Annotated in this window: 12 protein-coding genes and 1 pseudogene; 4 read left to right on the top strand and 9 right to left on the bottom strand. The window is 47.0% G+C overall.

What is annotated here, in order from left to right; all coding sequences use genetic code 11:
- Positions 1-216 precede the first annotated feature (216 nt).
- The gene (locus BMW94_RS09930) at positions 217-1,275 is read left to right on the top strand and encodes a LacI family DNA-binding transcriptional regulator (RefSeq protein ID WP_090997736.1); all 1,059 of its coding nucleotides are present in this window, start codon (positions 217-219) and stop codon (positions 1,273-1,275) included.
- A 136-nt stretch (positions 1,276-1,411) separates the two neighbouring features.
- Here BMW94_RS09930 and BMW94_RS09925 read toward each other — a convergent pair whose 3' ends face one another.
- From BMW94_RS09925 to BMW94_RS09915, 3 genes are all read right to left on the bottom strand, one after another.
- Entirely contained in the window at positions 1,412-3,031 is a 1,620-nt protein-coding gene (locus BMW94_RS09925; protein WP_090997733.1) for a DUF4179 domain-containing protein, read from the bottom strand.
- Positions 3,012-3,584, bottom strand: a complete 573-nt coding sequence (locus BMW94_RS09920) for an RNA polymerase sigma factor (RefSeq protein WP_090997730.1) — start codon at positions 3,582-3,584, stop codon at positions 3,012-3,014. Before BMW94_RS09920 ends, BMW94_RS09925 begins: the two co-directional genes overlap by 20 nt.
- A 198-nt stretch (positions 3,585-3,782) precedes the next feature.
- The gene (locus BMW94_RS09915) at positions 3,783-4,298 is read right to left on the bottom strand and encodes a mismatch-specific DNA-glycosylase (protein ID WP_090997727.1); all 516 of its coding nucleotides are present in this window, start codon (positions 4,296-4,298) and stop codon (positions 3,783-3,785) included.
- A 121-nt stretch (positions 4,299-4,419) separates the two neighbouring features.
- Here BMW94_RS09915 and BMW94_RS09910 point away from each other — a divergent pair, with 121 nt between their 5' ends.
- A complete protein-coding gene (locus tag BMW94_RS09910) occupies positions 4,420-5,340 on the top strand; it encodes an AEC family transporter (RefSeq protein ID WP_090997724.1) in 921 nt (306 codons plus the stop codon).
- Between the two features lie 198 nt (positions 5,341-5,538).
- On the opposite strand, the gene BMW94_RS09905 is transcribed toward BMW94_RS09910, so the two are convergent.
- The 3 genes and pseudogenes from BMW94_RS09905 to BMW94_RS09895 all read right to left on the bottom strand — a co-directional run bounded on the left by BMW94_RS09905 (position 5,539) and on the right by BMW94_RS09895 (position 8,422).
- Complete coding sequence (locus BMW94_RS09905; protein ID WP_090997721.1) at positions 5,539-5,790, bottom strand: RNA-binding protein; 252 nt, start codon at positions 5,788-5,790, stop codon at positions 5,539-5,541.
- A 306-nt stretch (positions 5,791-6,096) separates the two neighbouring features.
- Positions 6,097-6,903: a nucleotidyltransferase domain-containing protein gene (locus BMW94_RS09900; RefSeq protein ID WP_090997718.1), complete on the bottom strand. Its 807-nt coding sequence runs from the start codon at positions 6,901-6,903 to the stop codon at positions 6,097-6,099.
- A 25-nt stretch (positions 6,904-6,928) separates the two neighbouring features.
- Positions 6,929-8,422, bottom strand: a pseudogene (locus BMW94_RS09895) (TROVE domain-containing protein).
- Between the two features lie 435 nt (positions 8,423-8,857).
- On the opposite strand from BMW94_RS09895, the gene BMW94_RS09890 reads away from it, so the two are divergent.
- Together BMW94_RS09890 and BMW94_RS09885 are read left to right on the top strand one after the other, a co-directional pair.
- A complete protein-coding gene (locus BMW94_RS09890) occupies positions 8,858-10,213 on the top strand; it encodes a helix-turn-helix transcriptional regulator (RefSeq protein WP_090997716.1) in 1,356 nt (451 codons plus the stop codon).
- On the top strand, positions 10,161-11,054 hold the full coding sequence (locus BMW94_RS09885; protein WP_090997713.1) for a WYL domain-containing protein: 894 nt from the start codon (positions 10,161-10,163) through the stop codon (positions 11,052-11,054). Before BMW94_RS09890 ends, BMW94_RS09885 begins: the two co-directional genes overlap by 53 nt.
- Positions 11,055-11,191: 137 nt before the next feature.
- Here the strand turns inward: BMW94_RS09885 and BMW94_RS09880 are convergent, their stop codons facing one another.
- The 3 genes from BMW94_RS09880 to BMW94_RS09870 are packed head-to-tail and all read right to left on the bottom strand — an operon-like array spanning position 11,192 to position 13,030.
- Positions 11,192-11,932 (bottom strand): hypothetical protein, encoded by a 741-nt coding sequence (locus BMW94_RS09880; RefSeq protein ID WP_090997710.1) that lies wholly within the window; start codon positions 11,930-11,932, stop codon positions 11,192-11,194.
- Complete coding sequence (locus BMW94_RS09875) at positions 11,929-12,627, bottom strand: ABC transporter ATP-binding protein (RefSeq protein WP_090997707.1); 699 nt, start codon at positions 12,625-12,627, stop codon at positions 11,929-11,931. Before BMW94_RS09875 ends, BMW94_RS09880 begins: the two co-directional genes overlap by 4 nt.
- Positions 12,620-13,030 carry a GntR family transcriptional regulator gene (locus BMW94_RS09870; protein WP_064640316.1) on the bottom strand — a complete coding sequence of 137 codons (411 nt, stop codon included), beginning with the start codon at positions 13,028-13,030 and terminating at the stop codon, positions 12,620-12,622. Before BMW94_RS09870 ends, BMW94_RS09875 begins: the two co-directional genes overlap by 8 nt.
- Positions 13,031-13,079: the final 49 nt, after the last annotated feature.

Below are 13,079 nucleotides of genomic sequence, written 5' to 3'. Positions count from 1 at the left end.
CATTATTATTTGTAAGTGTACTGTGCCGGAAGATGATCGTCAATTGGCGAGGACTGCTTAAACCCAAATATTAATTTAAAACTGAGCATTTACACGATAACGGAGAAGCAGAAAAAATCTGGGATAACAGCGATCAGAAGATTGTTCTGGCCGCGCAGTGATCTAGTGTAAAATCATTCGTTCGACTTGTATAGTTACATATGAAGGAGTAATGAAATGTCACGTAAAGTATCCATCCAGTCGCTGGCTGACCAGCTTGGATTATCCAAATATGCCGTCTCCCGTGCACTTAGTGGGAAGACAGGCGTCAGCGAAGCAACTCGCGCCCGTGTGCTGGAATTAGCCCGTGCCTTGGGATATCGCCAAAGCACCCCCGGAAGCAGCACTGTTCCAACTGCAATCCATACAGAACAATCCGAGCCCCCATTTGCTCTCATCTGCATGAATCAGCTCAACCGGGGTGAGCCCCACTACTGGCAGCGCGTCCTCTCCGGCATGATCTCTGCCTGTAATGAAAGAGGATGGCATCATGCCATTGTATCTCCCTCTCTGGGAGTCGCTGATGAACACACGCCTCCAGAACGGGCAATTGCCCCTCACTTGGATTGGGAACGTTGTGCAGGAGTCATTGCCATGGGTGCTTTCCCCCATGCGGTCTTGCAACGACTGGCTCAGACAGGTCGTCCCATTGTGCTCGTGGATCATCAGGAGCCACTGTTGAACTGTGATACCATCAGCCATGATAACCTGGAAGCAGGCATTACTGTGGCGAGATATTTAATGTCGATGCAGTGTCGCCGCATCGGTCTGATTACGGATGATGGCCGGGCTGCCAGCTTCGCGCAGCGGAAGATCGGCATCGAACTGGCGTTGAACCATTTTCACGCAGACAGCAGTCGGTTGACCACGTTCAGAGAATGGAATATTCCTTATGAGAACGGCGAATGGATTGACCAATTGGCTGCCACAATCAAAAACATGCCCGCGAACGAACGGCCCGATGCCTGGATTGGCGTCAATGATGATATCGCCTTGCAGTGGATGAATAAGCTGCAGGAAATGGGATTCTCCACACCTGGGGATTGCCTTGTCATCGGTATCGACAATGTGCATGCAGCTGCTACATCGTCCCCGCCTCTGACCACAGTCAACCTCTGTAAAGAGGAACTCGGTCAGCGTGCAATCGAAGCTTTGCAGCGCAGGATTGAACGCCCAGGTACACCGAAGGAAACAGTCATGTTATCCACGTCCCTTATTCCAAGGGAATCGGCGTAACAACTTCTTTAGAATCAGTACAACTTAACTTTATTGAATATCAAAAAGGCCCAGCATTTTATTATGCGGAGCCTTTCTATCTCTATCTAGTGAATCATCCAAGCTTATTCCATTCCGTTCTTGGCATTCATAACTGTTATTTCTGCCATGGCAGACTGGTGTACGATGGAAGATCTACTTCCCAATTCACGTCTCGATACTCACGATTAACTACCGTTCTTTTTAAGGTAAATTTCGTTCCATTTTCTTTGTAAAAACCACGAATGATCAATTTCAGATCATTTACAACGTTCTCTTCGTTATTATTGGGCTTATCCGGGGTTCCCATCACTTCGACGGGGTACTCAGTCCCTTCGCTATCAATCGCTACCCATTGATCCCCATTGAAAGCATTTCGGAATGTTCCATTTCCCTCCAGTACAAGTGATGAGTCTCCTTCAAAGCTGCCTTTGGGCGGATTAAATGATTGCTCCACTGGCCGATAATTGAAGTCATATAATACAATTTGATCTCCAAACTGTTCAAATTCTACAAATGTATAGAACTTGGTATCCTTACGCCTCTTGTCCAGATCAACTACCACTGATTTCTCTTCCTTCACAGGAATCGTGTAACCATCCAGGACAAAGCGAATCTTCTTCGCATCCACCGTAACAAAAGCAGGGTCCCATGTCTCCGATAACTTCAATGGACCACCATCACTCAATCCACTCAGATCTCGGAGCCGGAACTTAGGTTGACGGGCATCTGGCCTGCTCCCGTTGAATATTCGATACTCATTCGTTTCAGGAATTTCGAGGTGATACATCAAGTCCATATCATCTGCCCAATCTTCTCCGACTTTGGCACGCAGTTTATCATCCAGACTGATGTTCATATCAAGGCGGGTCCCATTTGGCGTACGTACAAGCTGTGTCATATCTAATTTCAAACCCTCAGGAGTGGTGTAGGTATTGTTCATGGGAGCCTCAACAGCCAGTGATTTGGCTTTGGTCATATCGATGTTGAATTGAAAGCTCCAGTCAACTGTTGCGCTAGATTCCACAAATTCCTCCTTTTCGGAATTATAATAACTGGGAATCTTTAAATGACTAAGTTCCCCTCGAACAACGACTTTATCCGGAATTTCGTCCTGCAACTGGTATACAAATCTTTGATATTTTGAACTGTACAGAGTCTGATCCCCAGGCGAAGACAATGATGCAATCGAATTTCCTTTCTCATCTGTAATATGAACTCTTCCCAAATCGGGATAAACCGGATTAATCATACTGCCATCTGGTGCATTTTGCTGTAAGGTCATTACAATCTGAGAACGATCTACAAGCACATCTTCAATCTTAAGCGTGTAGCCCTGATCCTCAATGTTAATATTTGGATTAACCACTAGACAGAGTGGCTTCAAACGTTTGTAATCATCGGCAAAATAGGAATACTTGAGTTCTTCTGGCACAGGTATGTTAGGTAATGGCGGGTTATTTACGGCATTCACCGTGGGTTGAGTCAATTTTTCTGTGTGATCAAAAGCAAACCAGGCCCCTCCCACAAGGATCACAACTGCCGCCGCTGCAATCCCCGTACGGCGCATCCAATGGGATTTGGAGGCCTTTTTCGTAAACGGATTCCCGTGCTCTGCGCTCTCCATGGACATTCCATCCAGTTTCCGCATCACCTCAAGCGTAAAGTCCGCATCCGGTTCCTCACGGAACAAATGCTGTTCCCACAATCGATCCTCATCATTTGGAATAGGCTTCATACGTCGATAAACCTCCTTTGCGCTCCATTTGTTTCTTCAGCGTTTTCTTCCCTCGGTAAAGTGCATTACGCACTTGTGCGGGGCTCATGTCCGTGATATCTGCAATCTCTTCATAGCTCAGCTCATTCGTATATTTAAGCAGCAGCACAAGCCGATACGATTCCGGTAGTTGGTCCATCTGGCGATAGATTTCACGCTGCATTTCCTTATGCAGTACATGTTTCTCTGGTGTTTCACCATTGGTTTGTTCCAAACCCGTATGAACAGCGGTCATCACAGGTTTCTGTTGCCGCATAAAATCACGCATCCGATTCACAGCAATGGTGTATACCCAAGACGAAAAACTGCTTCCTTCCCTTCGTGTCGGAAGATAGCGGTAAATCCGGAGAAACGTATCCTGAGCAAGATCCTGTGCATCCTGATGACTCGCACCCATTCCGCGCAAAATGCCGAAGACTTTATTTTTATATCGATCCACGAGCACAGTAAATAGCTGTTTGTCCCCTGAGATAATACGCTGAATGAGCTCCTCCTCTGGTATCTGTTGAGTCATGTAATCCCCCTTCTCTACAGCTTCCATGCATGGTTCTGTACTATATAGACGGAAACACTTCCTGAAACCTCTCACTTTATCCAAAAAAAAGAATTCGCGCCACCCGGTGTAAACCGGATAGCCGAACTCTGCAACCATTGAAGGTTCATTGTTACTGCTACACTTGCTGCCATGTGGAGTTTCTTTTTCGCTTCGTTTTCAGTCCTCCCTGCTTTTCTCTGAGACAAAGTCACTGAGCTGTGAATAGATCGCTACAATCTCATCCATCGACATACGCACGAGTCCACTGGATGACGGGGCTACAAATTCATGAATTTCCTTGACGACCGGGTCGTCCTGAAATCCCCATTCCACTTTGGCACGCTGACTGTACTGGGTGTATACCCCTTTCCCAACAAAACAGGCGATGTCTGGTCGGTATTCCTCCAGCTTTTTCCTTAAAATCTGCCGTCCCTCTGCATATTCTTCCTTTGTAATATCGTCCATACCTCTTGTCGGTCGGGCCACAATATTCGTAAATCCATACCCGAGCTTCAGCAACTCCCCATCCTCTTGTGCATCATATAAACGAGGGGTCAATCCGGAACGTTCAAGAATGCGCCAGAAACGGTTTCCTTTATAAGCATAATGATGACCCGTCTCTCCAGATGTGATGCTGGGGTTGAATCCAATAAATAATATCGATAAACCAACATCCAGATGATCTGGAATCATAATGAAAAGCCCCCTTATCTTTTTTAGTCATTTACATCTTTCATCTGTGTATAAAATGATATAATGGTTGAAGTATTTTCGAAATCGGACTGAAATTTTCATGAAAAAGGAAGCTGAACTGATGATTGCAGACATCATGCTTGAAGTCGTCCTGCCCGTCTTTCTCCTGATTGCCGTCGGGTCCTGGATGCAAAAGGTGTTCAAGTTGGACTTGTACACCCTCGCCAAAATCAATTTCTATTGTATTACCCCCGCAGCCGTCTTTATGAGCATGTATCACTCCGATATGTCGGGGGAATTGCTGGGAACAGTCACGCTTTTTTACGCCTTATATGTACTTATTCTCTATATTGTGGGGTCTGTGTTCGCACGCTCGCTTCGCATGAACAAAGGCATGAAGGCCGCCTTCAACAACAGCATCATGCTGGACAACGCAGGCAATTATGGTCTGCCCATCAACTCCCTGGTATTTCGTGGTGATCCGCTGGCCTCTTCCATCCAGGCACTGGTCATGTCTTTACAGGCATTGCTGACGTTTACCTATGGTGTACTGTCCATTCAAGGTGCGAAGCTCAAAGGCAATTACCGTGCGGTGATCATTGGATTTCTAAAAATGCCCGTTCCTTATGCCCTGTTGCTCGGCATTTTGTTTCATATGGGGAATATTCCATTGCCCAATTTCCTGTCCATGCCGCTGACTTACGCGCAGCAAAGTATGGTCGCTGTAGCATTGTTGACACTCGGTGCCCAAATTGTAAAATATCCAATTCGCCTGTATCGTCTTGATGTGTATATTAGCACATTTCTGCGTTTGCTGATTGGTCCGGCCATCGGGATTTCCATTGTACTGCTGCTCGGTTTACAAGGGATCGCCGCTCAGGCCCTTATTATCGCATCCGGTATGCCTACCGGAGTCAACGCATCCATCTTAGCCGAGGAATACGATAACGAGCCAGACTTTGCCGCTCAGACGGTGCTAATCTCGACTTTGCTGAACATCATTACGATTACTGCACTGATTTCCTTTGCCAAGACGTTCTGACCTCGTACGCAAAAAATAACTAGTCCACTCTCCTTAACGGAGCTGTGGACTTTATTTGGTCTGAGGAGAATTCAGCACAAAGCTGGCACAACCAAAAAAGTCCAAACACAGCCGTCTCCGGATGCGCTTGAACTTCTTTTGTTACCTGCATATTCGATCTGATCAAGTCTGTTGTTCGACTTACCAGCCCTAAGAAAACTAAGATTCACATGTCGTCCGTTCAGGGAACTTACCGCCTTCTCTGAACAAACATCGAATCAGTCGCTGTGCGGCCCGATTGAAATAAAAACTCGGACTGACACCCTCGACCTGAACAGGTTCCAGTTCTTTCACACTTTCCTTGACCTTATTCATTTCAATGAGTCCCATCTTCCGCTCATTCGGTCCGAATCGATAAATAACCTTTTCATCGTCTTCCGTCTGTTTCACCAGCAGAATCATTGACGCCATACAGGTTACCCCCTATCGTTACGTTGTGAGATTCCAATGACCACTTGCTTACTATTAATTATTACCCAGAACGGATTGGAAACATATAGGGCTTTAGTTATTTATATTAACGTTAAAACTCCTAATTTTAATTATCTTGAATGAAATATTTTGACGAAAAATAACAAAAACAGGCTTGGATATACCAAACCTGCCCTATTACCTTGCGTCCAAAGGAATCAGAAGTCTCATGATTCACCGATTCTATTACAAACGTGGGTCCACCGGTTCAAAATTTAGATGTGCAAATACGCACGACCTCGTACTTTAATCGCAGGTTGCCGCCCACACCTCTTGCAGTGCAAAACGGAAAATCCGGTCCAGTTCTTCATATGGAATAATCTGTTCATTCTCCAGTTGAGCGGCCAGTTGTTCAAAATGTTCGATCTTCTCCGCCAAAAAAGCCTGTATCGCGGGCAGCTGAGGTTCCAGGTCGAGTTCCTCACCTGCCTTTTTCCGGCACAGCAGCTCATGGATTTCCGTATAGAGCGGCGCGCTCTGAGGAACAAGCTCTTGCACCAGCTCTTCAAATGCCATTGGCGGCATCGCATCATAACGTTCGATCCAGCCACACGCGAGCAGTGGGCGCAGCACGTAGAAATACTTTTTAATCCTCACCTGCTCACCCTGTAGATAATCACGGAAATTACCCTTTGCCATATTCAGATAATGATACATACAGGACTTCGGTGAGAAGGTCAACGGCGACAGTGCACGAATATGCTCTGCCACGCTGTACGGTTCGTCATACTGAATCGGAGATTGCAGCCACTCCAGCAGCGGTGGATTCGACTTGCGAAACAGCTTCAAGGCTTTGCGCAAATCCCAACCATTAATATCGAGCTGATCACTGATTGGGCGTTCGATAACATCCCTTTGTTCCTCAATCGACAAGTACCATTCCAGCGGTCTCACATACAGAAAACGAACATCATAATCGCTGTCCTGTGAAGGAAATCCCCATGCCCGGCTGCCCGATTCACAGGCATAGATAATCCGCACCTGCTCCTCCTGTTCAATCTGCTTCAGCTGCTGTCTAATCGTATCTCTCATTTCTTCATGAACATGAGTCATCTCTGTGGCCTCCACATTTTCCAATTTAAATCTCTATCTCTCTCACCCGGCTCGCAAGTGTATCATATCCCGCTATAGTCTCAGCAATATACGTCAGTACCGTTTCACTCCACCCATAGATATAAAAGGTTTTACCATCCCGTGGCGGCACCATTGCCTGCTGATAAGGTGCAATATCCACAATAAATGCTTTCAGATCCGGATTCATCATCCGCCGATAACGTTCAAGCTCAACATATAACGGACTGCCTTCATTCTGCTGTTCATCGGTGATCATAATGATCTGATCCACTTTCTCTCCGATATCCCGAAGCTCTCGTACAGGCCGTCCCGTGTCGGTTCCACCTTGTGCGCGAATTCGGTGAGCTTGGGAAAGGATGCTTTCATTCATCTTAGGACGAGCATCCTCAACCATATGGTCGAATAACCAGAACAGCGAGTTGCCTCGTGTTTGTTTATATAGCGCCAGTGCCAGCACCGATCCAATCCGCAAATAATCCCCTTGCATGGAACCGGAGCGATCCAGGAAAATGGCGGTTCTTCCCGGCAGCGATGGCAGGTTGCCAATCGATAGCTCCACCGCTTCCCGCAAAGCATAGCGCAGCTCTTCTCTTGCGATCATTTCATACGCACTGGCGAAGCGGAAAGGCAAGATGCGCGACTTGCGCAGGGCTTCTGCATCCGTTAGACGGCCCGTTACGTAATCGATATTTTTCGATTTTTCAAACACTCCCGCCCGATCCATCGCATTCAGATGACGTAACAATGCAAAGGTCGGCATCTGCGACATTAACGCCTCCCATACTGTACGTGTCGGCTGCATGATCGATGTGACCACCGAATACGGCAGTTTGCCTTTTTGGATCAGATGCATCCGACTTGCCGGGTTTGGAGTAGCCTTCAGTTTTTCCAGCGCCTGCAACTGCGGCAGGTCCGTAAGATCCACCTCATGTCCTCGCAAATAACGGAACAAGGCTTGTTGCTTCCTATCTGTCGGCTTGGGGTGTGCTGTAGCGATCATATCGCCCAGACTGTATCCACGTCCGCGCCCGTTGTATTTGATTGCCCAATATTCAGTAATGCCGTTCAAAAATTGACTTACCTGACGCTTCACCGCTCGACCGCCCTGCCCCCGACCTGTTCCTCTTAGAATCGTCAGAAAATCGGCCAAGTCAGCCGGGGTCTGTACGACCTTGGAGAATATCTTTGCAAACTGATCCGACTCCACCTTGGACAACAGTGCCAGTCCGTACAGAGGCTGTAAACGCATCAAGCCTTCATTACGAGCATAGACCAGCGCCCGAGCCATAAACCCTGCATCGACCTAAGCCATCTCCTGATGACTGACCATCGCATCGTCCATCAATTGCTGTGTATCTGCATAGAACGTATTGTTCAATGTATTGGTCAACAACATCTGTATATATTGTTCCTCCACCAATCGCTCATAGGCTCCGTAGTCCCCATGATTACGAGTCGTTGGCTGAGGTTGATTGAATAATTGTTTTGCTCTGCTCATCCCTCATGACCTCCCGGTGTGAGTCTATTTACTGATACTCCATAATAAAATGTTCCGAGGAAAAAGGGGGGAAGGTATAATACCCGCTCTACCGCTGAGCTACACCGCCATGAACGGCGGCGATTGGATTCGAACCAACGACCTGGTCGATTAACAGTCGAAGTAACCCTCCCTGGCGCCTCGGAACCTTGATCCGCAGAGTTTGTTGCTGTCCCGCTTCACAACCTTATTATGCCTCACACGTCTGCACGCGAACATGGCGAAAGTATGGCGACCTCCATAAGTTTAAAATGAAACCAGCCACTCATCCTGATACAATGTAGGGATATAGTAAATGGGAAGATCACGAATGTTTCTATATATCGCAGAATTGTTCTGCCAACTTAGTCATCCACTATATCCGCCTGACTCCAGGCCACCAAGGAGTGAATATTCATGGCTAAAGAAAGCTTTGACAAAGAAATTCAATTTCTGCGCATGTTGTCCCTGACAAGTGGTGCGTACAACCGTAAACAGTATGCCGAACGGCTTGGCATATCCGTACATACTTTTGATAAAACCCAACGCAGATTAAAAGAAATTATGCAGACCGTCGCTGACCAACGCTCAGGCTCGGAACCAAACAAAGAAATGGCGGATCTCGTCCGCTTCCAGTACGGAGAATCTGCTGAGCCCATGCTGCTCTTCCTCTTTCGCGCCAAGTCGATGAAAGAGACTGAAGTTCAGCGTCTTTCTATCCTTTTGCATACCCTGCAAGATCAAGCTTTAACCGCTATGGAATTACTGGATGCCTGCTGCGCGGATCTGCCAGAGGAACTGGCGCTGCCTGACGAAAAGACCATTCGCTCCGATCTGAAGTATCTGGAAGAAGTCGGGGTGATCCGCAAGCAACCCGGCGGCAGGCCCTATCGTTACCTTTTGCAGCAGGACGTACTTACGGGTCTAACCGTAGAAGAACAGCTGGAGCTGTATGATTTTGTGGATATTATGGCGAACACCCAGGTTCCGTCCGTGCAGGGATATTTATTGCGCGACAGTCTCAAAAAAGCCATTGCCGCAAGTTATCCGCAGGAAGAAGCCACCGAGCCATTCATATATAAGTACCACTATTATTCACGCATTCTGGACGAAGCACATCTGTACACTCTGCTTAGTGCGATTCGCCAACGAAAACATATCCAGTTTCTGTATTATTCACCCAAAAAACCGTCCAGCTACAGTTCGCAGAATACGAATCCACGCTTTGAACGGGAAGCAGGCGGACGATCCAACCGGATCGTACCACTTGAAGTGGTCTATGACCATCAGTATGGCCGCTGGTATGTCATTGGATATCAGGGACGCCGTGGCTTTGTGAAATTCCGGATGGAAGGCATTACACAGCTGGAGGAACAGGATTCGATTGAAGAAGAATATATGCTCGAATTGAAGCAACAGTGGGCCGAAATCAGCCGCTACAGCTGGCTGGTGGATACGGGGAACACCGTAACGGTTCAAGCACGCTTCTTCCATCCTCAGGACGGCCAGCGTAACTTCATTCTGGATCGGGTTCGTTTGCAAGGCCAATGGGGAATGATTACGCCCGAAACGGAACATACCTTTCTGTATGAAATTCAGGTCAACGGTACCACCGAGATTAAGCCGTGGCTTCGGAGTTTTGGTTCAAGCTGCGAGGTGATCGCTCCACAGAGGCTGCGTCAGGAGATGATTAAGGAATGGAAGGAGATTGCGCAATATTATGAATCTGTTCGAGAAGATGTTCAACTACCAGATGATGACGAGATTGAATGAAACCGGACTTTTCACCTGGACATCCCAGGAACGGGCCTGGCTGCGCATGATGCTGAATCACCCTGCCGCACCAGAAGCGCTGCACCCTGACACGTTGCACAAAATGCATGAAATGCTGGATGCAGAGCAGGATCTGGACCTTCAGGATTACCTGACCGAAAAAGCCAAAAGTGAAGAAAACAGTGTCTTTCATCCGCTGCTCAAACCATTACGGCAGATGATTTTGCATCATCAAGGGTTTCGTTTGACAGGGCGTGTCCGCAATGGACGAATCAGCCAGGATCAGTTTGGATACCCCTACAAACTCGAATATTCCATGGTCAAAAAAGAATGGTACGTACTCTGGTATGCTCCACTCTACAACAAACTGATGTCCACCAAGCTGCATAGCATCATTACCGCGGAAGCCCAGCCGCTTCAACCGGAAACAGCTTCTCAGTATGCTGCCAAAATCGCCATTTTAACGGAGAACCGGAAGACAACCGTAACGATCGAAGTGCTGCCGGAGTTTAATCAGGAGTTGTCGCGAATTCTATATGCCTTTTCCTGCTTCGAGAAGCAGGTGGAATTTGTGGAAGCCCAACAGACGTACCGCATTGAACTAACCATTCCGCGAAATGAGCTGGATTACGTACTGTCCAAAATGCGTTTTCTAGGCAAACGGGTACGGATTGCAGACAACGCTGCGCTTCGAAAACGAATGTCTGAGACAGCCGCCAAAGTATTGGCACGCTATGCGGAAACCGAGCTTGAAGCAATGCCTGAACGGACTTCTGGAGGAGTGCGGAGCCACCACGGAGAGGAACCTATTGTAAAGGCAGAAGGCAGTGACTCTGCATAATGATTCTGCCTAATAATTCTGCCTAAAGTACATCTTTTATTGCCAAACGACATATATCCCCATTTACGTATAAGAACTGGTGATTGCTTCAAAATATAAAAATCTGCCAGCTAAACTGCAGCTGACAGATTTTTAACTTAAACTTCAACTTTTCTATTATTCAGATATACGGCAACGCCAACCAAAATTACAGCCACGATGATTTCAAAGATAATACTTGCCCACGTTCCATCTGACCACATGATTCGATTGGACATAATGGAGAGCCCTGTACTTTTTTCCGTTACCTGAAATAATTCATCCGGGTTAAAGCGACCCGAGAAGATGGTATTCTCCAGCCAGCTAATGACATTGATTAGTACGAAAAATGCGACGATACTAATCCAAGGTCCTGTTTTAAAGCGGAAGCTGCCTCCAATCGAAATGGAGAGGAAGATGATTATGATACAGAACAAAGCTACCCACCAGAAAAACAATAGCAACGAAACAATCTCCGAAAGATGAATGCCCGAATCGTTAATAAAGCTGGCAAAGTTGATCCCTGTATGCGTTGCACTGAAAATAAAGTAGTGAATGGTGGCAACAGCCAGCAAACCCAGCCCGCAGAGCGTTCCGAATATGATCGGGGATAAGACATGAGACAGTCCTGTTACCGGCACAAGGCGGCGATTGTACGAACGGATGTTGGACCAATACGTTTTGATCATTTTCACATATATGGACACGCCTACTCCGACATATACAATAACACCTATAGCACTTGCAGTTATATCTGAAACAAACAAGGACAGCCCAATTTGAACAATAATCAATACGGCTAGCCCAGCCAGCAATGTGTTCCAATTCCTTCTAAAGTCATACTTCAGCAGTGTCATCATTCCGCATAAACCTCCTTGAACATCTCATCCACACTTTTACCGTACTTGAGACGCAGTGTCTCCACTTCTTCCCGCATCACCAGCTCACCTTCACGGATGAAGATCACTTCATCAAAAATTCGTTCGATATCCGTTACAAGATGTGTAGAGATGATCAGACTGCTGTCTTCGTCATAGAACTTCACAATCGCATCCAGAATTTTGCCCCGGGCAACCGGGTCTACCCCGCCAATCGGTTCATCGAGCAGATAAAGACGAGCCTTACGGGAAAGAGCCAGTGTTAGTTGTAATCGTTCATTCATGCCTTTCGACAAATGTCTTACCTTTTCTCCCTCTTCAAGCTTCATGAAATCAAGCATCTCTCTTGCTTTGGCTTCATCAAAATCAGCGTAGAAATCGCGGTAATACGCAATCGCGTCCCGTACCTTCATCCAACTCTCGGTTAATGGGCGGTCCGGCATAAAAGATACCAGCGACTTCGTTTCCAAGCCAACCGCTTTCCCCGTGACACGAACATCTCCACTGCTGGGGTGCAGAAGCCCTGCAACCAGCTTCATCAAAGTGCTTTTACCGCTGCCGTTACTGCCCAGCAGACCTACAATTCGGCCTGGTGCGATTTCAAGCGTGATGTCATGAAGAGCTTTCTTGCCGCCATACGTTTTGCTTACATGGTTCAGCTCAAGAATATTACTCATTCACTGTTCCTCCTATTCCATCGCGATGCAGTGATTGTTTTCCTTCCGCAACGGCATCAGCGACGATATTTACGATATCCTGTTCTTCGATGCCCAGCTCCTGCATTCCTGTCAGAAAACGCTCCAGCAATTCACCAGCCATCTCTTTTTTGATCGTCATAATTTTCGACTCCTCACTTGTCACGTATCGGCCCAGACCTCGCTTGGTTTCAACCACTTCTTCCCGCTCCAACTCCTGAAATGTTCGCTGTACTGTATTAGGATTGATCTGTAATTCGGCCGCGAGCTCACGAACCGAAGGAATTTTATCGCCTGCCTTAAGTGTCCCGGTCACAATCTGTCTTTTGATGTACTGCATAATCTGCAGGTAGATTGGCAAGTTGTTGTCAAATTCAATGCTCACAATGTCCTCGCTCCTCTCTGTATCTGTGTGTTAGTTACATAGTACACTA

The sequence above is a fragment of the Paenibacillus sp. OK003 genome (assembly GCF_900109515.1).
GTDB lineage: Bacteria > Bacillota > Bacilli > Paenibacillales > Paenibacillaceae > Paenibacillus > Paenibacillus marchantiae.
The sequence above is the reverse complement of the archived record's forward strand: the minus strand, read 5'-3'. Positions and strand labels throughout refer to the sequence as shown.

Bases quoted from the DNA above. Each gene is read 5' to 3' on its own strand.
- BMW94_RS09930 (WP_090997736.1), top strand. From the start codon at position 217: ATGTCACGTAAAGTATCCATCCAGTCGCTGGCTGACCAGCTTGGATTA.
- BMW94_RS09925 (WP_090997733.1), bottom strand. From the start codon at position 3,031: ATGAAGCCTATTCCAAATGATGAGGATCGATTGTGGGAACAGCATTTG.
- BMW94_RS09920 (WP_090997730.1), bottom strand. From the start codon at position 3,584: ATGACTCAACAGATACCAGAGGAGGAGCTCATTCAGCGTATTATCTCA.
- BMW94_RS09915 (WP_090997727.1), bottom strand. From the start codon at position 4,298: ATGATTCCAGATCATCTGGATGTTGGTTTATCGATATTATTTATTGGA.
- BMW94_RS09910 (WP_090997724.1), top strand. From the start codon at position 4,420: ATGATTGCAGACATCATGCTTGAAGTCGTCCTGCCCGTCTTTCTCCTG.
- BMW94_RS09905 (WP_090997721.1), bottom strand. From the start codon at position 5,790: ATGGCGTCAATGATTCTGCTGGTGAAACAGACGGAAGACGATGAAAAG.
- BMW94_RS09900 (WP_090997718.1), bottom strand. From the start codon at position 6,903: ATGACTCATGTTCATGAAGAAATGAGAGATACGATTAGACAGCAGCTG.
- BMW94_RS09890 (WP_090997716.1), top strand. From the start codon at position 8,858: ATGGCTAAAGAAAGCTTTGACAAAGAAATTCAATTTCTGCGCATGTTG.
- BMW94_RS09885 (WP_090997713.1), top strand. From the start codon at position 10,161: ATGAATCTGTTCGAGAAGATGTTCAACTACCAGATGATGACGAGATTG.
- BMW94_RS09880 (WP_090997710.1), bottom strand. From the start codon at position 11,932: ATGATGACACTGCTGAAGTATGACTTTAGAAGGAATTGGAACACATTG.
- BMW94_RS09875 (WP_090997707.1), bottom strand. From the start codon at position 12,627: ATGAGTAATATTCTTGAGCTGAACCATGTAAGCAAAACGTATGGCGGC.